This window comes from Streptomyces sp. HNM0645, assembly GCF_030056615.1.
In the GTDB taxonomy this organism is placed as follows: Bacteria; Actinomycetota; Actinomycetes; order Streptomycetales; family Streptomycetaceae; genus Streptomyces; species Streptomyces marianii.
Genome location: NZ_JASHLT010000027.1, coordinates 38,214 through 56,886, shown reverse-complemented (window position 1 = coordinate 56,886; position 18,673 = coordinate 38,214). Strand labels below are relative to the sequence as shown.

The window sequence follows — 18,673 nt, the reverse complement described above, 5'->3', positions numbered from 1 at the left end:
TCCCGAGCTCGGGGTCGGCGACATGCGAACGGGGTCGGCCCGGCACGCGGTGTGCGTGCCGGGCCGACCCCGTTCCGCGGTGAGCGCCTGCGCCGGCGGACGACGCCGGCGGGTCCCGCGTGACGTCAGCGGACGTCGCCCATGAGGGCGCGGATCTTCCTGCCCGCCATCATGAACGTCAGGCCCGCGACGATCGCGACGACCGCCCACATCGAGTAGTACGCGGAGTCGCCCAGCGGCTCGTTGAGCTTGGTGGTCCAGCCGTTGAGGGCGTTGCCCGTCGCGGTGGCCAGGAACCACAGACCCATGATCTGGCCGACGAACTGCTTGGGGGCCAGCTTCGTGGAGAGCGACAGGCCCACCGGGGACAGGCACATCTCGCCGAGGGTCTGGACGAGGTAGACGCTCAGCAGCCAGAAGACGGTGACCTTGCCGGTCCCGCTGTTCGCGGCCGCGGCGCCCGCCAGGCCCATGATGGCGAAGGAACCGCCGATGAGCAGCATCGCCAGGGCGAACTTCATCGGGGTGCTGGGCTCGCGGTTGCGCTTGGCGAGCCTGACCCAGAGGGCGGCGAAGAGCGGGGCCAGCACGATGACCATGGCCGGGTTCACCGACTGGTACCAGGACGCGGGGAACTCCCAGCCGCCGATCACGCGGTCGGTCTTGTTGTCCGCGAACAGGGTCAGCAGCGAGCCCGACTGGTCGTAGATCATCCAGAACAGCACGGCCGTGGCGAAGAACCAGGCGAACGCCTGGATCTTGGGCTTGTCGGTCGCGGTCAGCGCCGGGTTCCGGTAGATCGCGACGAAGTAGACGACCGGCACGACGACGCCGAGGACCGCCAGGACGTTGACGACGTGCTCGATGTCGTACGTGCCGAGCAGCACGTCGACGGCGAGGGCGGCGACGGCGAGGCCGCCCCACAGCAGGACCTTGCGCAGCGCGGTCCGCTTCTCCTCCGGCGTCGCCGGAGTGCCGGGCTCCTTGCCGACGTCGCCGAGGTGGCGGCTGCCGAGGACGTACTGGACGACCGCCAGCGTCATGCCGATACCGGCGACGGAGAATCCGAGGTGCCAGTTGACGTTCTCGCCGAGGTAGCCGACGACCAGCGGGGCGGCCATGGCACCGATGTTGATCGCCATGTAGAAGAGCGTGAAACCGGCGTCCCGGCGGGCGCTGGACTGGCCCTCGTAGAGCCCGCCGACCATGGCCGAGATGTTCGGCTTCAGCAGACCCGTGCCGGCGGCGATGAGCACCAGACCGGCGAAGAAGGCGGTGTCCGACGGGATGGCCAGGGTGTAGTGACCCAGGGCGATGACGATGCCGCCGACGAGGACGGCCTTGCGCGCGCCCCACAGGCGGTCGGCGATCCAGCCGCCTGGCATGGCGGCCATGTAGACCACGGCGTTGTAGACGCCGTAGATGGAGGCGGCCAGCGCCTCCCTGCCCTGGAGCGGCCCGTCGAGGACTCCCGCGACCAGATAGAGGACGAGGATGCCGCGCATTCCGTACCAGGAAAAGCGCTCCCACATCTCCGTCATGAAGAGCGTGGCCATACCGCGTGGGTGGCCGAGGAAGGTCTTCTCGCCAGGGGTGCTGGACGAGTCCTTCGTCAGGCTGGACGCCATGTCGATCCTTGCTGCTCGGGACGCGCCGCGTCGTGAGCGGTTTCCGCGCCCGGTGGGGGGCGGCCGGCACCGGCAGGGGAGCGGTCCCGCCCCCACGCCCGAGGGGCCCGCCCCTGGCGGGGGGCGAGGGACAGTCCTCACCGGGATCCACGCCCCGCGCGCGTCGCCGCGTGCGGGGACCGGCCCAGGTCATTCACGGTCGCGGAGGGGGCGGGATCCCGCCCGACTCCGCACAGAAAAGAGACCTTTGACAATGAAAGAAGCCAAAGGTCCCCAGGTGGTGCTGTAGGCGCTTTGACACCATAAGGCATGACAGCAACATGTTTAGACCACTTGAGAGAAGGATCACAGGTGTTTCGCGGAACCGCCTGCCCGCATTCGAAGGCGCGAACCGGGATCGCATCGCCGACATCGAGGGCCTGCCCAGGACCCCCCGGAGCGTGACCGCCGCGGACTACCATCACCCCATGACCCGTGTACTGCTCGCCGAGGACGACGCATCCATCTCCGAGCCGCTGGCGCGCGCGCTGCGCCGGGAGGGGTACGAGGTCGAGGTCCGTGAGGACGGCCCGACCGCGCTCGAGGCCGGGCTCCAGGGCGGTGTCGACCTGGTCGTGCTGGATCTCGGGCTGCCCGGGATGGACGGGCTCGAAGTGGCGAGGCGGCTGCGCGCCGACGGCCACAGCGTGCCGATCCTGGTGCTGACCGCCCGCGCCGACGAGGTGGACACGGTGGTCGGCCTGGACGCCGGCGCCGACGACTACGTGACCAAGCCCTTCCGGCTCGCCGAACTGCTGGCCCGGGTGCGGGCCTTGCTCCGGCGCGGCGCCACGGAGCCCGCGGCGGCGCCCGCGACGCACGGCGTGCGGATCGACGTCGAGTCCCACCGGGCGTGGATGGGCGAGGAGGAGCTGCAGCTCACCGCCAAGGAGTTCGACCTGCTGCGCGTGCTGGTGCGGGACGCCGGCCGGGTGGTCACCCGCGACCAGTTGATGCGCGAGGTCTGGGACACCACGTGGTGGTCCTCCACGAAGACGCTCGACATGCACATCTCCTGGCTGCGCAAGAAGCTGGGGGACGACGCGGCGAACCCGAGGTACATCGCGACGGTCCGAGGCGTCGGCTTCCGCTTCGAGAAGAACTGACCGCCGGGGACCGGCCGGCCGTCCCGGGGCCCGGTGTCCCGGGAACCCGCCTCCCCGGACCGGCCGCCCGGACCGGATTCCCCGGGCGTGACCGCCCGGGACCGGCCGGCCCCGGGACGCGGCGGTTCGGGACACAGGGCCTGGGGCCGCACCGTCCCGGGCCGGCAAGGAGCGCGGGGGTCCGGCCCCCGCCACGACCGCAAGACCCGCCCGGAGGGCACCGTGCGCCGCCGACTGATCAACTCCACCCTGGCCGTGGTGCTCGTGGTGATCGCCGTCTTCGGTGTGTCGCTCGTCATCGTCGAGACGCGGACGATCAGCAACAGTGCGCAGGAGAGCGTCGACTCCGAGGCGCTGCGGCTGGTCAGCGTCATCGAGGCCAAGGTCCTGGAGCACGAGCGGGTCGATGACGGGGTGTTGGCCGACCAGATCGGGCCGGACCGGTTCGCCAGGATCGAGATCCCCGGCGGCCCGCCGATCGAGGTGGGGCAGCGGCCTTCCGGCAGCGTGATCCGCGGCACCGCAACCGGAGACCAGGGTGAGCGGGTCACCGTCGAGGAGTCCCGGGCCACCGTGACCCGCGAGGTCGGCCGTTCCCTGATGATCATCGGTGCGGTGGCGCTGCTCGCCGTCGTCGCCGCCGTACTGCTCGCCCTGCGGCAGGCCAACCGGCTCGCCTCGCCGCTGACCGATCTCGCCGAGACCGCGGAGCGGCTGGGCTCCGGCGACCCGCGGCCGCGTCACAAGAGGTACGGCGTCCCCGAACTCGACCGCGTCGCCGACGTCCTGGACGCCAGCGCCGAGCGGATCGCCCGGATGCTGACCGCCGAGCGCCGGCTCGCCGCGGACGCGTCCCACCAGCTCCGTACACCTCTGACCGCCCTCTCCATGAGGCTGGAGGAGATCTCCGCCACCGACGACCCGGACATCGTCAAGGAGGAGGCGAACGTCGCGCTCACCCAGGTGGAACGGCTCACCGACGTGGTGGAGCGGCTGCTCACCAACGCCCGGGACCCGCGGACCGGGTCCGCGGTCGCCTTCGACCTCGACGAGGTCGTCAAGCAGCAGATCGAGGAGTGGCGCCCGGCGTACCGCAGCGCGGGACGCGCCATCGTCTGCTCGGGCAAGCAGGGGATGCGGGCCGTCGGCACACCGGGCGCGGTCGCCCAGGTCCTGGCCGCGCTGATCGAGAACTCGCTGATGCACGGGGGCGGCACGGTGGCCCTGCGCACCCGTGTCACCGGCAACCAGGCCGTCATCGAGGTGACGGACGAGGGCCCGGGCGTACCGGCCGACCTGGGGGCGCGGATCTTCGAGCGCACCATCAGCGGGCGGAACTCGACGGGTATCGGTCTCGCCGTGGCCCGGGACCTCGCGGAGGCGGACGGCGGACGGCTGGAGCTGCTGCAGCAGCAGCCCGCGGTGTTCGCCCTGTTCCTGAGCCGGGAGGCGCGGCCGCGCAAGGAGGAGCCGGAGCACACGGTGCGCTGAGGCGGTACNGAGGAGCCGGAGCACACGGTGCGCTGAGGCGGTACGACGCACCGGCACGGGACGCACCGGCACGGGACGCACCGGCACGGGACGCACCGGCACGGGACGCCGGGGACGGGTGCGACGAGCGGCGGGCCGGTTCAGCTGCCGACGCGGTCGGGCGCCTCCGTGCGCCGCTGCTCCAGGAACGACTCCGCGGTCTGCACGGCCTCCCGCGCCGGCAGGGCGCGGAAGACCCAGGTGCGGTACGACCAGAAGCGGAACAGCGTCGCGACCGCGATGCCGAAGAACTTGAAGAAGTTGCTCTGCAGCGGGCTGTCCCAGCCGAACCCGTAGGTCGCGACGTACAGCACACCGTTCTCGATCACCAGGCCGGCCGCGCTGAACAGCAGGAACAGGGTGAGTTCCTTGGTGCGGCCGCTCCTGTCCCGGTCCCGGTACGTGAAGTAGCGGAAGCCCACGTAGTTGAACAGGATCGCGATGACCGTGGCGAGGAGGCTTGCGCGCACCACCGGGATCTCGGTGGTCTGCCGCAGCAGGTTGAAGACCGCCATGTTGACCAGGAGGCCCAGGGCGCCGACCGCGCCGAACTTGGCGACCTCGCGCGCGAGCCGGTTCAGTCGCACACGCAGTGCGCCCCGTTCGCTCATGGTGTTCGCTGGTCCCGTCCGGTCGACTACGTCAATCAGACCACTCTAACCAGCACCTCCGCCGCGCGCCCGATGGACGGCCATGAAGGAGCGCACGTCTTCGTGGGATCGTACGAAGCGGTGGGGTGGGCAGGACCGTACGGAGCTCCGGATACCCTGAGAGGGTGACGTTCCCCGTAGTCGGCATGGTCGGCGGCGGACAGCTCGCCCGTATGACACACGAGGCAGGCATCCCCCTCGGCATCAGGTTCAAGCTCCTCAGTGACACCCCCCAGGACTCGGCGGCCCAGGTGGCCGGTGAGGTCGTCGTCGGCGACTACCGGGACCTGGACACGCTCCGCGCCTTCGCGCGCGGCTGCGACGTGATCACCTTCGACCACGAGCACGTGCCCACCGAGCACCTGCGGGCCCTGGAGGCGGAGGGCATCCCCGTCCGCCCGGGCCCGGACGCGCTCGTGCACGCCCAGGACAAGGGCGTGATGCGCGCACGGCTCGATGCGATCGGCGCGCCCAGCCCGCGCCACCGCATCGTCGCCGACCCGGCGGACGCGGCCGCCTTCGCGGCGGAGGCCGGGGGCTTCCCCGTAATCCTCAAGACGGTGCGCGGCGGCTACGACGGCAAGGGCGTGTGGATCGTCCGGAGCGAGGAGGACGCCGAGCCGCCGTTCCGCGCCGGCGTGCCCGTCCTCGCCGAGGAGAAGGTCGACTACCGCCGCGAACTCGCCGCGAACGTCGTCCGCTCCCCGCACGGCCAGGCGGTCGCGTACCCGGTCGTGGAGTCGCGGCAGGTCGACGGCGTCTGCGACACGGTGATCTCCCCCGCGCCGGACCTGGACGAGGAACTGGCCGGGCAGGCCCAGCAGCTCGCGCTGCGCATCGCCCACGAGCTCGGCGTCGTCGGCCATCTGGCGGTCGAGCTCTTCGAGACCGCGGACGGCCGCGTCCTCGTCAACGAGCTGGCGATGCGCCCGCACAACTCCGGGCACTGGACCCAGGACGGCGCCATCACGTCGCAGTTCGCCAACCACGTGCGGGCCGTGCTCGACCTGCCGCTCGGCGACCCACGCCCCCGGGCGACGTGGACGGTCATGGCGAACGTCCTCGGCGGCGACTACCCGGACATGTACCAGGGCTATCTGCACTGCATGGCCCGGGACCCGCAGCTGAAGATCCACATGTACGGCAAGGACGTGAAGCCCGGGCGCAAGGTCGGACACGTCAACACCTACGGCGACGACCTGGGCGACGTGCTCGCGCGCGCCCGTCACGCGGCCGACTACCTCAGAGGAACGATCACCGAATGACCACCGCTCCCGATTCGGCCCCCCTCGTCGGCATCGTGATGGGCTCGGACTCCGACTGGCCCGTCATGGAGAACGCCGCACAGGCCCTGGACGAGTTCGAGATCCCGTACGAGGTGGACGTCGTCTCCGCGCACCGCATGCCGCGCGAGATGATCGCGTACGGCGAGGAGGCGGCCGACCGCGGGCTGAAGGCGATCATCGCGGGCGCGGGTGGAGCCGCCCATCTGCCCGGGATGCTCGCCTCCGTCACCCCCCTGCCCGTGATCGGCGTGCCCGTGCCGCTGAAGTACCTCGACGGCATGGACTCGCTGCTCTCGATCGTGCAGATGCCCGCCGGTGTGCCGGTCGCGACGGTGTCGGTGGCCGGAGCGCGGAACGCGGGCCTGCTCGCGGCCCGGATCCTCGCCACCCAGGACGCCGACCTGCTCGCCCGGATGCGCGACTTCCAGCAGGAGCTGAACGACCAGGCGACGGAGAAGGGCCGGCGGCTGCGCACGAAGGTGGAGGGATCCGCGGCGTTCGGCTTCGGCAAGTAGGCTGCGACCGTGGATTTTCTCGCCGAAGCCCGTTCGCTGCTCACATCCTTTCCCGTCGTCGACGGCCACAACGATCTTCCGTGGGCCCTGCGCGAACAGGTCCGCTACGACCTGGACCGCCGCGACATCGCGACCGACCAGACGGGCTGCCTGCACACCGACATCCCGCGGCTGAGGGCCGGCGGGGTCGGAGCGCAGTTCTGGTCGGTGTACGTGCGCAGCGACATGGCCGGTGACGAGGCGGTCAGCGCCACGCTGGAGCAGATCGACGTGGTGGACCGGCTGCTGGCCCGCTACCCGGCGGACCTGGCGCGCGCCCTGACCGCCGACGACATGGAGGCGGCGCGCAAGGAGGGCCGGATCGCCTCCCTCATGGGGGCGGAGGGCGGCCACTCCATCAACAACTCGCTCGCCACGCTGCGGGCGCTGCACACGCTGGGCGTCCGCTACATGACGCTGACGCACAACGACAACAACGACTGGGCTGACTCGGCGACCGACGAGCCGCGCTTCGGCGGACTGTCGGCGTTCGGCCACGAGGTCGTGCGGGAGATGAACCGCACGGGCATGCTCGTCGACCTCTCGCACGTCGCGCCGACGACGATGCGGAACGCGCTCGACACCTCCGTCGCCCCGGTGGTCTTCTCCCACTCCTCCGCCCGGGCGGTATGCGACCATCCGCGGAACATCCCCGACGACGTGCTGGAGCGGCTCCCGGCGAACGGCGGCGTGGCGATGGCCACGTTCGTCCCGAAGTTCGTCCTGCAGGAGGCGGTCGCCTGGACGCGCGCGGCGGACGAGAACATGCGGGAGCACGGGCTCCACCCCCTCGACACGACCGAGGCGGGCATGAAGGTCCAGCGGGCGTACGAGGCCGCGCACCCGCGTCCGATGGCGACGGCGGCCACGGTCGCGGACCATCTGGACCATATGCGTGAGGTGGCCGGAATCGACCACATCGGCATCGGTGGCGACTACGACGGCACCGCGTTCACCCCGGCCGGTCTGGAGGACGTCGCGGGCTACCCCAACCTGATCGCGGAACTCCTGCGCCGCGGCTGGTCCCACCCGGACCTGGCCAAGCTCACCTGGCGGAACGCGGTCCGCGCCCTCCGCGACGCGGAATCCGTCGCCCGCGACCTCCAGTCCCGCCGCGCCCCCTCGAACGCGACGCTCCGGTCGACGACGAGCGCGCCCACGCCGTAGCCCGGGGACGCGGCGCCACCGCTCGCGCCCTGCGCACGGCTCCCGGCCCCACTGCTGCGGGCCGCACCGGGGCCGGGGGACCCGCCGCCCGCGGCTCCGCGTCACGCGCACGGTGTTCGGCCTTACCGCGCCCCTACCCGCCCCGCCGTGCGCGGTACGCGCGCATCTTCGCGCGGCTGCCGCAGACCGCCATGGAGCACCAGCGGCTGCGGCCCGCCGGGCTGCGGTCGTAGTAAGCCCAGAGACAGTCCTCCGCCTCGCACGCCTTCAGACGGAGCCAGCTCCCGTCGGCCGCCGCCTCAGCGATCGCCGTCGCGACGCGGGACAGCAGGGAGGCCGGGTCGGCCGTGGGGCGGAGGGTGACGGCGCCCGCGCCGTCCACGGAGACGCGCAGCGGCGCACCGGTCAGCATCCGGTCCAGGTCGGCGGTACTGCGGCCGGGTGGGGAGTGGCCGGCGTGCGCCAGGCACGCCGCCCGCAGCGCCTCGCGCAGCTCCCTCGCGGCCGGCACCTCCGCCGCGGTGAGACCGAACGCCGCGCGCCCGTCCGCGCTGTCCAGCCTGTCGGCGCCCGTGTCGACGCTCAGCGTGTTGACCAGGGACTCGACCAGCGCGAGCCCTCCGGGTGCCGGTGCCCTGTCGTACATGGTTGCGACGTTACCTCCACCACGGGACTATGTGGTTACCGGTTACCAGTGCAAGGTGGTTACCGGTAACCGTCCGTACGTACGAGAGGGAGCACCATGGCCATCGCCACACTGGGAACCGTCGTCCTGGACTGCGCCGACCCGCACGCACTCGCCGCCTTCTACGCGGAGATCCTGGGCGCACGGGTGGAGTTGGACGACGACACCTGGGTCTCCCTCACCGGGTACGAGGGCACGCCCCTCGCCTTCCAGGCCGCCCCCGGGCACACCGCTCCCGAGTGGCCTTCGCCGGGGGCCTCGCAGCAGTTCCACCTCGACCTGACCGTCGAGGACCTGGACGCCGCCGAGCACCGGGTGCTGGCGCTCGGGGCCAAGCCGCTGGACACCGGCGACCGTACACGCGGCTTCCGCGTCTACTCGGACCCCGCCGGGCATCCGTTCTGTCTCTGCGCCTGCTGACGCACCGTCTCGCTGTCCCCGCGCCTGCTGATGCCGGTGTGCCTCAGGCGCGGGGCCGGCCCATCGCACGGTACGTCCACCCGGCCTCGCGCCACTTCGTCCCGTCCAGTGCGTTGCGCCCGTCCAGCACGATCCGCCGGGACGCCACCTCGCCCAGGGCGGCCGGGTCGAGCTCACGGAACTCGGGCCACTCCGTCAGGTGCAGCACGACGTCCGCACCGCGCACGGCCTCCAGCGCGCTGTCCGCGTAGCCGAGCGTCGGGAACACCAGCCGGGCGTTGGCCATGCCCTTCGGGTCGTAGACCGTGACCTGACCGCCCTGGAGATGGATCTGGCCGGCGACGTTCAGCGCCGGCGAGTCGCGGACGTCGTCCGAGTCCGGCTTGAACGTCGCGCCCAGGACCGCGACCCGCGTCCCCAGGAACGACCCGCCGCCCACGGCCTCCCGGGCGAGTTCGACCATGTGCCCGCGGCGGCGCATGTTGATCGAGTCGACCTCGCGCAGGAACGTCAGCGCCTGGTCGGCGCCGAGTTCACCGGCGCGCGCCATGAACGCCCGGATGTCCTTCGGCAGGCAGCCGCCGCCGAAGCCGATCCCGGCCCGCAGGAACTTCTTGCCGATCCGCTCGTCGTGGCCGATCGCCTCGGCCAGCTTCACCACGTCGCCGCCGGCCGCCTCGCACACCTCGGCCATGGCGTTGATGAACGAGATCTTCGTCGCGAGGAACGAGTTCGCGGAGGTCTTCACCAGCTCCGCCGTCGGGAAGTCCGTCACCACGAACGGCGAGCCCTCGGCGATCGGGGTGGAGTACACCTCGCGCAGCACCTTCTCGGCCCGCTCGCAGTCCACGCCCACCACGATCCGGTCCGGGTGCAGGGTGTCCCGCACGGCGAAGCCCTCGCGCAGGAACTCCGGGTTCCAGGCCAGGTCCACTCCTTCGGGCGCATGCTCGGCGAGCAGACGGGCGAGCCGGTCCGCCGAACCCACCGGCACGGTGGACTTGCCGACGACCAGTGCGCCGCCCTTCACACGTGGTGCGAGCGAGCTGAAGGCGGCGTCGACATAGGACATGTCGCAGGCGTACTCGCCGTGTTTCTGCGGGGTGTTCACACAGACGAAGTGGACGTCTCCGCCGAAGTCCTCCAGCTCGTCCCAGGACGTGGTGAAGCGCAGCCGCCCGCTGGACCCCTCGATCCCGGCCACATGGCGGGCGAGCAGTTCCTCCAGGCCCGGCTCGTACATCGGGACCCGGCCGGTGGCCAGCATCCCGACCTTCTCCGGGACGACGTCGAGGCCCAGGACCTCGAAACCCAGTTCCGCCATGGCCGCTGCGTGGGTGGCGCCGAGGTACCCGGTGCCGATCACGGTGATCTTGAGGGCCATGGGCTTGCTCCTGGGGAGGACGGATGGAGTGCGGGCCCGAGCATAACCGGGAGCGCGCAAGGGCATTTTCTCCGCTGTCGGCAAGCTCACGTATGCCCGGTCGGGGCGCGCACACTAAAATTTGTATTACTTAACGGTAGTTAGCAGTCGCTCAGGGGCGCGAGAGACCTTGGCGCCAAAGGGAGATAAGCACAGTGCCTGACTTCGACCTGTACCGCCCGTCCGAAGAGCACGACATGCTCCGGGAGACGGTCCGCTCGCTCGCCGAGGCGAAGATCGCGCCGTTCGCGGCCGCGGTCGACGAAGAGGCCCGATTCCCGCAGGAGGCCCTGGACGCGCTGGTCGCCTCGGACCTGCACGCCGTGCACGTCCCGGAGGAGTACGGCGGCGCCGGCGCCGACGCGCTCGCCACCGTGCTCGTCATCGAGGAGGTCGCCCGCGTCTGCGCCTCGTCCTCCCTGATCCCCGCGGTCAACAAGCTGGGCTCGTTGCCGGTGATCCTCTCCGGTTCCGAGGAGCTGAAGAAGAAGTACCTGGGACCGCTCGCCAAGGGCGACGCGATGTTCTCGTACTGCCTCTCCGAGCCGGACGCGGGCTCCGACGCCGCGGGCATGAAGACCCGCGCCGTGCGCGACGGCGACTTCTACGTCCTCAACGGCGTGAAGCGCTGGATCACCAACGCCGGTGTGTCCGAGTACTACACGGTGATGGCCGTGACCGACCCCGAGAAGCGCTCCAAGGGCATCTCGGCCTTCGTCGTCGAGAAGTCCGACGAGGGCGTGTCGTTCGGCGCCCCGGAGAAGAAGCTCGGCATCAAGGGCTCCCCGACCCGCGAGGTCTACCTCGACAACGTCCGGATCCCGGCCGACCGCATGATCGGCGCGGAGGGCACGGGCTTCGCCACGGCCATGAAGACCCTGGACCACACCCGCATCACCATCGCGGCGCAGGCCCTCGGCATCGCGCAGGGAGCCCTCGACTACGCCAAGGGCTACGTCCAGGAGCGCAAGCAGTTCGGCAAGCCGATCGCCGACTTCCAGGGCGTGCAGTTCATGCTCGCCGACATGGCGATGAAGATAGAGGCCGCCCGCCAGCTCACGTACGCGGCCGCGGCCAAGTCCGAGCGGGGCGACAGCGACCTCACCTTCCAGGGCGCCGCCGCCAAGTGCTTCGCCTCGGACGTGGCCATGGAGGTCACCACCGACGCCGTCCAACTCCTCGGCGGCTACGGCTACACCCGTGACTACCCGGTCGAGCGCATGATGCGCGACGCCAAGATCACCCAGATCTACGAAGGCACGAACCAGGTCCAGCGGATCGTCATGGCGAGGAACCTGCCCTAGCAGGGTTCTCGCAGGTCAGGGGGGCGAGGTTCCGGAGGGCCGCTCTCGGCTTCGCTGCCCGTCGCGGCCTGATCGAGGCCGTTCCTGGGCGCCAGGCTGGGAAACCCTGGGGAGCGAGCGCCCTGAGGACGCCCGCTGACCAGTACGAACAGCGCAGCCCCCGGCATCACGCCGGGGGCTGTCGTCGTAGGCGAATCAGGACGGCGTCCCACCATGAGGTGCAGCCGATCACGGCTGAGGCGTGCGCCCGGGGGCGTGTACCGACAGCGTTTCCGCTCCCTGCCCAGCAGGCGGGCCACTTGCAACTCTCCTTGGTGAAGGGCCGGTTCAACCCGGGAGGTGCACGGTGGCCCGGTCCCGGTCTGACCTGCTGCGCCTGCTGGAGTCACCGGGCTCGGCGGACGGGCTCGAACTCGTCCGCGGTGTGGCTGAGCGGATGCTCCGGAGCTGATCGGGGCCGAGGCCCACGCCCCGGACCGGCGCGGAGTGGAACGAGTGCACCGAAACGCGCACCGCGCTGCGCAACGGCCACCGCGACGAAACCGGTAGGGCTGGCCGAGGCCGCCGGAGCGGGCCATCCGTTCCGGCGCGCCCGGAAGGTCGCGGCGGCGGAGGACCGGGTGTCGTCTGGTCGGCCCGCCAACGGCCGTGGCATCACCCGGCCCACAGGCCGAGGCCGCGAGCATCAGCGCGGCCGACAGCCCGGCCCCGCACGTCGGCCAGGACCTCTCGGCGCCCCCTTCGATCCGACGCCCCGCCGGCGTCGGCTTCAGTGCTTCCGGGTCCGCCAGAGCCACCCCGCGGCAACGAGCGGCATGACGCCCATCACCATGACGATCGCCACTCCCCAGTACAACGGAGGCGACGCATGGCCGAAGACGAGATTCGTGACCACCAGCGTCAGGTGTGGCACCACGACGATCGACGTCACACCGAGCCACTTCTGGCGCGCCGTCCAGTGCCGGGACCTGTACAGCACGACGACTCCGGCGACCTCGAGCACCGTTGAGAGCATCAGGAGCCAGAAGTTCCACCAGAAAGCGTACTTGAGCAGCATCAGCAGCAGCGGCACCCATGCGGGCGAACGGCGCCTGGGCGGCTCCCAGGTGCCCGTCCCGGACTCCTGGAGCGCGGCGGCGGCGATCACCCGCGGGTCGCCCACCTCGCGCAGAATGTCCTGGATGTCGCCGGGCCGTTCGGCGAGCGCGATCTCGATGTGCTCGGCGATGTCGGCGACGAGCTCCTGTCGGCGGTCCGCCGGGAGCGTCGAAGCCTCGCGCTCGACTGCCTCGAGGTAGCGCCGGACCGTCGCGCTCCCGGATGTCTCGGCGTTCTTGGTGCTCATCGCTCTGCCCCTTCAGATGCTTGTATGCGCCCCGTCTTCGGTGCGAGAAGATGATCGACGGCGTCCCGGAACCTCGGCCAGATCCCGGCGAACTCCCCGAGGGCGGCGTGTCCGGCCTCGGTGAGCTGGTAGTAGCGCCGCGGCGGCCCGGATGTCGACTCCTGCCAGCTGGTGACGACGAGTTCGTCCCGTCGCAGTCGAGACAACAGCGGGTACACCGTGCCCTGACTGGTCGCGAGCGCCCCGGTCTCCTCCAGTTCCCGCAGCAGCTCCACGCCGTAGCGCGGTCCGTCGCGCATCAACGCGAGCACGCAGTATTCGAGCACGCCCTTGCGGAGCTGGCTCTCGGCCTTGCTCGCGGCGCGGTGACTCGCCTCACCTAGTACCATGCGAAACATAGTACCTTGGGGTCGGTCACTCTGGAAGGCGCCAGCGGCTGGGCGGGCTGAAGTGCTCGCAGTCAGGGATGTGTCCCGCAGCTGCGAGGGCGACTGGACGGGCACGGCCCGGCCCGGCATGGCACGGCACGGTGGAGCATCTGGCCTCCCTTCCCGGCGTCACCGTCCTCGTCCTGGACGTCGCCCGACGTCCTGGCCGTGGCCCGGCACCGGGACCGGGCGGCCGCGCACAGCCCACACCCGAGCGGCCCGACGGGGCGATCATCGCCACCACGGACCCGGACGGATGGGCCGGTGAGCAGGTCCGCGTCCTGGAGCTCTCCTGGATGTCTTCCGCTCGCGGCCGCTGTGTGGGCGGCGGCGTGCGGCAGCTCGAAGTCCTCGGCGTACGTACCGTCATGGGCCCCGCCGGGGCCGCCACTCCTGGTCCCGGACCGGTGGCCTCGCCGCCGCTCTGAGGACACACGTCCTCACGGAGAGTCGCCGATCGTGGTGGCCGAGCCATCGGCCGCGACCGCCGCACCGTTGCGCACCGTGCCCGGACGCGGGCCCAGGGGCAACGCCCGATTGAAGTTCTCCCGTCGATCCGGACAGCCTGGTATCGGGATGGATCGTCCCTGCGGCGGGCAGCCCAGGCCGACTGGCGAGAGCAGCGGGCACGCGGTGCACGGCAGGGTCCGAGCCGCACGCGGTCGCACTTGTCCTGTCGCCGCCGCAGGGGAACGTCACCGAGATCGCCCGGGACCGCGTGCGTGGTGAGGCCCGGGCGCCGAGAGAGAAGGTCCGTCATGCGCACCCTGCGTCCGGAGAACCTGCCGAAGCTCGATCTGCCCACGGACGACGAGCTCGACGCGGAGACGGTGGAGTTCCTCGCGTCGATGCCGCCGCTCAACGTGTGGCGCATGATCGCCAGAACCGGAATGGCCCGCGAGTACCGTGCACTGCTGTCCGTGATGTTCGGAAAGGACTGGTTCCCCGGTGCGGACCGGGAGGTCATCGCGCTGCGCACCTTCCGCCAGAACGCCTCGGACTACGAGATCCCGCAACACTTCGTGCTGGCGGAGGCCGTCGGGCTCCCGCGCGAGGCCGGCCGGGCCGTGCTGGACGACGAGCTGGACCGGCTCTCTCCCTGGCACCGGCGGCTGTGCCGCATGGTCGACGACATGGCCGCCGACGCGAAGCTCAACGCGGACCGGGTACGGGAGCTCGTGTCGCACTACGGCAGTCAGGACATGGCCGCACGAGCCATCATGACCATGGCGTGGTTCCCCATGCTGACGCGCTTCGTCGACACGACCGGCGTTCCGGTCGAGACGGGGCCCGGTGCCTATGACGGCCTCTCGGCACCGACCGGACACGCCTGAGCGGACGGGCGAAGGGCTCGTCCGCGCACCCGGACTCCCCCGCCCCGGCAGTGCCGGGCGGGCCGGCGGCGGGCTGCCCGGTCACGGCATGAGGTCGAGCTCGGCCCACACGGTCTTGCGCGGTACGGGGCCCGTGATCACGCCCCACCGTGCGGCGAGCGCTTCGACGATCAGCAGGCCGCGCCCCGACTCTGCGCCGTCGGCCGGAGGGGTGAGGGTGCCGGGGCCGGGCGGAAGCCGGTCCCACCGGGTGTCGGTGACCTCGATCCGCAGGCGCCTGCCCTGGTCCTCGACGGCGAGACGGAGCCGGAAGTCCCTGCCCGGTACGCGCCCGTGGAGCGAGGCGTTGGCGGCCAGTTCGGCGACGACTCGCGCCGCTGACTCCGATGGGATTCCCCAGCCCGCCAGTTGGGCCGCGGTGAGCAGCCGGGCGAGCCGGGCTCCCCGGCGGGTGGGGGAGAGGAGGACGGTGAACTGCCCGGCAGGAGCGGAAGGTTCGGTTCGGGTGATTTCCAGGTTCACGTGACTCAGCGTGGCCGGTTGGCTCGTACTCTGAACAGAGCGCCACGTGTACGGACAGTGACTGTCCAGGCGTTGGGCGGCCCTGTCCATCGTGTATGGGCGCCGGTTGTCGGGTGTGGTGCGGGTGGCTGGGCGTGGATGGAGGCGGTGTCGTATGGCGGACGGGCTCGGCGGGGCCGGTACGGCGGACGGGGTGGACGAGCCGGACCGGGACATGGGGCCGGAGGACGACTCGGGAGCGGTGATCGCGGTGGTCGGCCGGCAGGTGCGGCTCTGGCGCGAGGCGGCGGGGATGCGCGCGGCAGAACTGGGCGCGGCGATCGGGTACGGCGAGAACCAGGTCTACAAGGTCGAGACGGGCAAGCGCATCCCGAAGCCGGAGTTCCTGGACAGGGCGGACAAGGCCCTGGGCGCGGGCGGGAAACTGGCCGCGATGAAGAAGGACGTGGCGGAGGCGAGGTATCCGAAGAAGGTCCGGGACCTGGCGAAGCTGGAGGCGGACGCGGTCGAGATGGGCGCGTACGCCAGTGCCGTGGTGCACGGTCTGCTGCAGACCGTGGAGTACGCCCGTGCGCTGTACCGGGAGCGGCGGCCCGCCTTCTCGGAGGACCAGGTCGAGCGTTTCGTGGCCGCGCGGATGGCCCGGCAGTCGGTGTTCGAACGGCAGCCCGCCGCCCTTCTGACGTTCGTCCAGGAGGAGGCGACGCTCAGGCGGCCGATCGGGGGCAGAATGGTCCTGCGCCGTCAGCTCGAACACCTGCTGGAAGTCGGGGCGTTGAGGCATGTCGAGATCCAGGTGATGCCGACGGAGACCGAGGAACATTCGGGCCTGGACGGCTCGCACAGGGTGCTTAAGCTGAGCGACGGTACGGCTGTGGGCTACAACGAAGTCCAGCTCACCAGCCGTCTGATCACCGACCCCAAGGAGGTCCAGATCCTTGAGATGCGGTACGGCCTGATCAGGTCGCAGGCGCTCACGCCTCGGCTGTCGCGGTCCTTCATCGAGAAACTGCTGGGAGAGACATGAGCGTCAAGCCCTCGACCGGAGCCCTTTCGGGAGCGACCTGGGTCAAGAGCAGCTACAGCGGGGCCGACGGCCCCGACTGCGTCGAGGTCGCGGTGGCAATCGGCGCCGTCCACGTCCGCGACTCCAAGGACGTGCCCGGCCCTCGACTCGGTTTCACCCCCGAGGCATGGGGGGATTTCGTGGCCTACGCCGCCGGAAGCTGACCGCCGAGCCCGGGCCACCGTGCCGGGACGGACCCGAGCCCGGACCGAGGTCGGCGGCCCGGGTCCGGCCCGTGGCGTCGGCGGCGGTGTCAGTCCGCGGTGACGGTGACCTTCTCGTCGTTCTTGATCTGGTTCACCAGCTGGCGCACCTTCTCCTTGTCCCAGACCAGGTTTCCGCCGCGGCTGCCGGAGATCGGTATGTTCATCGACTTGCCGTCGCCGCCGCTGATGCCCTTCATTGCGAAGAACATCTCACCCAGGTCGAGCAGGGACATGTCCTTGTCGACGATCAGGGTGTCCAGGCCCGAGCCCAGGGTCGGGTAGAGCTTGAACGGGTTGAGGATCGTGCCGGGGGTCGCGGCCTGGTTGGCCAGCGCGGCGAGGAACTTCTGCTGGTTCTTGGTGCGGTCCAAGTCGCTGCCGGCGAAGGCGTAGCGGGTGCGGACGAAGGCGAGGGCCTGCTCGCCGTTCAGGGTCTGCTTGCCCGCCTGGAAGTCGGCACCGGAATTCTTGTCCTTGAAGGCCTTGGGGATGTCCATCTCGACACCGCCGAGAGAGTCCACGATGTTCGCGAAGCCGGCGAAGCCGATCTCCGCGTAGTGGTCGATCCGCAGACCGGTGTTGTGCTCGACGGTGCGGACGAGCAGTTCGGGGCCGTCCTCCGCGTACGCCGCGTTCAGCTTCACCCGGCGGCCCTCGCCCGGGAAGGTCTTGCCGGACTCCGAACCCACGAAGGACGGGATCTCCACGTCCGAGTCGCGGGGCAGCGAGATCATGGTGTTCCCGCTGCCGCAGGCGGCGAGGATCATCATCGAGTCGGTGCGCTTGCCGTCGGCGGAGCCGGTGTGCAGGCGCTTCTTGTCCTCCGACGTCAGGCCCTCACGGCTGTCGGAGCCGACGATCAGGTACGTCGTGCAGTCGCCCTCCTCGGGCCGCTCTATGACCTTGGTGAGGTCGACCTCGCGGCGCATCTTGGAGTCGGCCCAGAAGTAGGTGCCTATGGAGACCCCGAGAGCCAGCACAAGCACGGTGATCGAGCCGACCTTGAGGCGCCGGCGCCAGTCGGGGGCCGGGCGGCCGTAGGCCGGCGGCTCGCCGTAGCCGTCGTGTCCGCCCTGCCCGCCGTGTCCTCCGCCGGAGGGCGAACCGTAGACCTGGCCCGTGTTGTACCCGCTGTCGTACGGGGCGTCGTACCTGTCGTCGTACCCCTGCGGCTGCTGCGGGATCGGGCGTCGCCGCACATGGCGCATCACACGCGGACCCTCGGGTTCCGCGCCGCGGCCGCCGTGTCCGTATCCATCGGGCCAGTCATTCATGCGGAACAGTGTGCAGGCCGTCGCCGAAAGCCCGACAGAGCGGGTGACGAATCACACCGGGGCTGTTGCGAACCTGATGCAATGCTGCGGTGTCCGGGGGCCCGCATAGGGTGGAGGGCATGACAGACCAGGCCCAGCGCTCGGAGAGCGATATTCCGGGTAAGCCGACATCGGCTTCGCGTACGACCCTCAGCCACATCATGACGCACAGCGACACCAATCTCCTCGGGACGGTGCACGGTGGAGTGATCATGAAATTGGTGGACGACGCGGCGGGCGCCGTCGCCGGCCGGCACTCCGGCGGACCGGCGGTCACGGCCTCCATGGACGAGATGGTCTTCCTCGAGCCGGTCAGGGTCGGCGACCTGGTGCATGTGAAGGCACAGGTCAACTGGACGGGTCGGTCCTCCATGGAGGTCGGCGTCCGGGTGCTCGCCGAGCGCTGGAACGAGTCCACCCCCGCGACCCAGGTCGGCTCCGCCTACCTGGTCTTCGCCGCCGTCGACGCGGACGGCAAGCCCCGGCCCGTCCCACCGGTGGTCCCCGAGACGGAGCGCGACAAGCGGCGCTACCAGGAGGCGCAGATCCGGCGCACCCACCGGCTCGCCCGCCGCCGCGCGATCAAGGAACTCCGCGAGCGCCGCGCGGCCGAGGGGCACGAGGACTGAGTCGTCCTCGGCGCCCGCTCCCAGGAGATGCGCGGGCG

At 70.8% G+C, this 18,673-nt stretch carries 20 protein-coding genes and 1 pseudogene; 13 read left to right on the top strand and 8 right to left on the bottom strand.

Annotated features, from left to right (window positions below; genetic code table 11):
* Window positions 1–125: 125 nt before the first annotated feature.
* On the bottom strand, window positions 126–1,628 hold the full coding sequence (locus QMZ92_RS20210) for a peptide MFS transporter (protein ID WP_283298778.1): 1,503 nt from the start codon (window positions 1,626–1,628) through the stop codon (window positions 126–128).
* A gap of 467 nt (window positions 1,629–2,095) precedes the next feature.
* Here QMZ92_RS20210 and QMZ92_RS20205 point away from each other — a divergent pair, with 467 nt between their 5' ends.
* The gene (locus QMZ92_RS20205) at window positions 2,096–2,773 is read left to right on the top strand and encodes a response regulator transcription factor (protein WP_283298777.1); all 678 of its coding nucleotides are present in this window, start codon (window positions 2,096–2,098) and stop codon (window positions 2,771–2,773) included.
* 222 nt (window positions 2,774–2,995) lie between these two features.
* Window positions 2,996–4,264, top strand: a complete 1,269-nt coding sequence (locus QMZ92_RS20200) for a sensor histidine kinase (RefSeq protein ID WP_283298776.1) — start codon at window positions 2,996–2,998, stop codon at window positions 4,262–4,264.
* Window positions 4,265–4,404: 140 nt separating this feature from the next.
* Here the strand turns inward: QMZ92_RS20200 and QMZ92_RS20195 are convergent, their stop codons facing one another.
* Complete coding sequence (locus QMZ92_RS20195) at window positions 4,405–4,914, bottom strand: GtrA family protein (protein ID WP_138054865.1); 510 nt, start codon at window positions 4,912–4,914, stop codon at window positions 4,405–4,407.
* 164 nt (window positions 4,915–5,078) lie between these two features.
* On the opposite strand from QMZ92_RS20195, the gene QMZ92_RS20190 reads away from it, so the two are divergent.
* From QMZ92_RS20190 to QMZ92_RS20180, 3 genes are read left to right on the top strand one after another with little or no spacing between them, the layout of a single operon-like run.
* The gene (locus tag QMZ92_RS20190; RefSeq protein ID WP_283298775.1) at window positions 5,079–6,218 is read left to right on the top strand and encodes a 5-(carboxyamino)imidazole ribonucleotide synthase; all 1,140 of its coding nucleotides are present in this window, start codon (window positions 5,079–5,081) and stop codon (window positions 6,216–6,218) included.
* On the top strand, window positions 6,215–6,754 hold the full coding sequence (purE, locus tag QMZ92_RS20185) for a 5-(carboxyamino)imidazole ribonucleotide mutase (protein ID WP_283298774.1): 540 nt from the start codon (window positions 6,215–6,217) through the stop codon (window positions 6,752–6,754). The genes QMZ92_RS20190 and purE overlap by 4 nt, the downstream gene beginning before the upstream one ends.
* 9 nt (window positions 6,755–6,763) lie before the next feature.
* Window positions 6,764–7,960 (top strand): dipeptidase, encoded by a 1,197-nt coding sequence (locus QMZ92_RS20180; protein ID WP_283298773.1) that lies wholly within the window; start codon window positions 6,764–6,766, stop codon window positions 7,958–7,960.
* 133 nt (window positions 7,961–8,093) lie between these two features.
* On the opposite strand, the gene QMZ92_RS20175 is transcribed toward QMZ92_RS20180, so the two are convergent.
* A complete protein-coding gene (locus QMZ92_RS20175; protein ID WP_283298772.1) occupies window positions 8,094–8,606 on the bottom strand; it encodes a CGNR zinc finger domain-containing protein in 513 nt (170 codons plus the stop codon).
* A gap of 96 nt (window positions 8,607–8,702) precedes the next feature.
* On the opposite strand from QMZ92_RS20175, the gene QMZ92_RS20170 reads away from it, so the two are divergent.
* Complete coding sequence (locus tag QMZ92_RS20170; RefSeq protein WP_283298771.1) at window positions 8,703–9,065, top strand: VOC family protein; 363 nt, start codon at window positions 8,703–8,705, stop codon at window positions 9,063–9,065.
* Window positions 9,066–9,108: 43 nt separating this feature from the next.
* On the opposite strand, the gene QMZ92_RS20165 is transcribed toward QMZ92_RS20170, so the two are convergent.
* Window positions 9,109–10,449, bottom strand: a complete 1,341-nt coding sequence (locus QMZ92_RS20165; RefSeq protein WP_283298770.1) for a UDP-glucose dehydrogenase family protein — start codon at window positions 10,447–10,449, stop codon at window positions 9,109–9,111.
* 185 nt (window positions 10,450–10,634) lie between these two features.
* Between QMZ92_RS20165 and QMZ92_RS20160 the strand changes: the two genes are divergently transcribed.
* Together QMZ92_RS20160 and QMZ92_RS36445 are read left to right on the top strand one after the other, a co-directional pair.
* Window positions 10,635–11,792, top strand: coding sequence for an acyl-CoA dehydrogenase (locus QMZ92_RS20160; RefSeq protein WP_283298805.1), 1,158 nt, complete (start codon window positions 10,635–10,637; stop codon window positions 11,790–11,792).
* Window positions 11,793–12,138: 346 nt separating this feature from the next.
* A pseudogene (locus QMZ92_RS36445) lies at window positions 12,139–12,348 on the top strand (IS256 family transposase); the annotation flags it as partial.
* A gap of 213 nt (window positions 12,349–12,561) precedes the next feature.
* Here the strand turns inward: QMZ92_RS36445 and QMZ92_RS20155 are convergent.
* Together QMZ92_RS20155 and QMZ92_RS20150 are read right to left on the bottom strand one after the other, a co-directional pair.
* Window positions 12,562–13,137 carry an HAAS signaling domain-containing protein gene (locus QMZ92_RS20155; RefSeq protein WP_283298769.1) on the bottom strand — a complete coding sequence of 192 codons (576 nt, stop codon included), beginning with the start codon at window positions 13,135–13,137 and terminating at the stop codon, window positions 12,562–12,564.
* Window positions 13,134–13,526 carry a PadR family transcriptional regulator gene (locus QMZ92_RS20150; RefSeq protein ID WP_283298768.1) on the bottom strand — a complete coding sequence of 131 codons (393 nt, stop codon included), beginning with the start codon at window positions 13,524–13,526 and terminating at the stop codon, window positions 13,134–13,136. Before QMZ92_RS20150 ends, QMZ92_RS20155 begins: the two co-directional genes overlap by 4 nt.
* Window positions 13,527–13,666: 140 nt before the next feature.
* On the opposite strand from QMZ92_RS20150, the gene QMZ92_RS36440 reads away from it, so the two are divergent.
* Window positions 13,667–13,993 (top strand): hypothetical protein, encoded by a 327-nt coding sequence (locus QMZ92_RS36440; RefSeq protein ID WP_502962097.1) that lies wholly within the window; start codon window positions 13,667–13,669, stop codon window positions 13,991–13,993.
* Window positions 13,994–14,323: 330 nt separating this feature from the next.
* Entirely contained in the window at window positions 14,324–14,899 is a 576-nt protein-coding gene (locus tag QMZ92_RS20140; RefSeq protein WP_283298767.1) for a carboxymuconolactone decarboxylase family protein, read from the top strand.
* An 81-nt stretch (window positions 14,900–14,980) separates the two neighbouring features.
* Here the strand turns inward: QMZ92_RS20140 and QMZ92_RS20135 are convergent, their stop codons facing one another.
* Window positions 14,981–15,421, bottom strand: a complete 441-nt coding sequence (locus QMZ92_RS20135) for an ATP-binding protein (RefSeq protein ID WP_283298766.1) — start codon at window positions 15,419–15,421, stop codon at window positions 14,981–14,983.
* A 154-nt stretch (window positions 15,422–15,575) separates the two neighbouring features.
* Here QMZ92_RS20135 and QMZ92_RS20130 point away from each other — a divergent pair, with 154 nt between their 5' ends.
* Together QMZ92_RS20130 and QMZ92_RS20125 are read left to right on the top strand one after the other, a co-directional pair.
* Window positions 15,576–16,448 carry a helix-turn-helix domain-containing protein gene (locus tag QMZ92_RS20130; protein ID WP_283298765.1) on the top strand — a complete coding sequence of 291 codons (873 nt, stop codon included), beginning with the start codon at window positions 15,576–15,578 and terminating at the stop codon, window positions 16,446–16,448.
* Complete coding sequence (locus tag QMZ92_RS20125; RefSeq protein ID WP_283298764.1) at window positions 16,445–16,651, top strand: DUF397 domain-containing protein; 207 nt, start codon at window positions 16,445–16,447, stop codon at window positions 16,649–16,651. The genes QMZ92_RS20130 and QMZ92_RS20125 overlap by 4 nt, the downstream gene beginning before the upstream one ends.
* An 89-nt stretch (window positions 16,652–16,740) precedes the next feature.
* Here QMZ92_RS20125 and QMZ92_RS20120 read toward each other — a convergent pair whose 3' ends face one another.
* Window positions 16,741–17,967: an LCP family protein gene (locus tag QMZ92_RS20120; protein WP_283298763.1), complete on the bottom strand. Its 1,227-nt coding sequence runs from the start codon at window positions 17,965–17,967 to the stop codon at window positions 16,741–16,743.
* Window positions 17,968–18,086: 119 nt separating this feature from the next.
* Here QMZ92_RS20120 and QMZ92_RS20115 point away from each other — a divergent pair, with 119 nt between their 5' ends.
* Window positions 18,087–18,635, top strand: a complete 549-nt coding sequence (locus QMZ92_RS20115) for an acyl-CoA thioesterase (protein ID WP_283298762.1) — start codon at window positions 18,087–18,089, stop codon at window positions 18,633–18,635.
* The last annotated feature ends 38 nt before the right edge of the window (window positions 18,636–18,673 follow it).

Excerpts from the sequence above, each read along its gene's own strand:
- QMZ92_RS20210 (WP_283298778.1), bottom strand. The coding sequence starts at position 1,628 with ATGGCGTCCAGCCTGACGAAGGACTCGTCCAGCACCCCTGGCGAGAAG.
- QMZ92_RS20205 (WP_283298777.1), top strand. The coding sequence starts at position 2,096 with ATGACCCGTGTACTGCTCGCCGAGGACGACGCATCCATCTCCGAGCCG.
- QMZ92_RS20195 (WP_138054865.1), bottom strand. The coding sequence starts at position 4,914 with ATGAGCGAACGGGGCGCACTGCGTGTGCGACTGAACCGGCTCGCGCGC.
- purE (WP_283298774.1), top strand. The coding sequence starts at position 6,215 with ATGACCACCGCTCCCGATTCGGCCCCCCTCGTCGGCATCGTGATGGGC.
- QMZ92_RS20175 (WP_283298772.1), bottom strand. The coding sequence starts at position 8,606 with ATGTACGACAGGGCACCGGCACCCGGAGGGCTCGCGCTGGTCGAGTCC.
- QMZ92_RS20170 (WP_283298771.1), top strand. The coding sequence starts at position 8,703 with ATGGCCATCGCCACACTGGGAACCGTCGTCCTGGACTGCGCCGACCCG.
- QMZ92_RS20165 (WP_283298770.1), bottom strand. The coding sequence starts at position 10,449 with ATGGCCCTCAAGATCACCGTGATCGGCACCGGGTACCTCGGCGCCACC.
- QMZ92_RS20155 (WP_283298769.1), bottom strand. The coding sequence starts at position 13,137 with ATGAGCACCAAGAACGCCGAGACATCCGGGAGCGCGACGGTCCGGCGC.
- QMZ92_RS20150 (WP_283298768.1), bottom strand. The coding sequence starts at position 13,526 with ATGGTACTAGGTGAGGCGAGTCACCGCGCCGCGAGCAAGGCCGAGAGC.
- QMZ92_RS20140 (WP_283298767.1), top strand. The coding sequence starts at position 14,324 with ATGCGCACCCTGCGTCCGGAGAACCTGCCGAAGCTCGATCTGCCCACG.
- QMZ92_RS20130 (WP_283298765.1), top strand. The coding sequence starts at position 15,576 with ATGGCGGACGGGCTCGGCGGGGCCGGTACGGCGGACGGGGTGGACGAG.
- QMZ92_RS20125 (WP_283298764.1), top strand. The coding sequence starts at position 16,445 with ATGAGCGTCAAGCCCTCGACCGGAGCCCTTTCGGGAGCGACCTGGGTC.
- QMZ92_RS20120 (WP_283298763.1), bottom strand. The coding sequence starts at position 17,967 with ATGAATGACTGGCCCGATGGATACGGACACGGCGGCCGCGGCGCGGAA.
- QMZ92_RS20115 (WP_283298762.1), top strand. The coding sequence starts at position 18,087 with ATGACAGACCAGGCCCAGCGCTCGGAGAGCGATATTCCGGGTAAGCCG.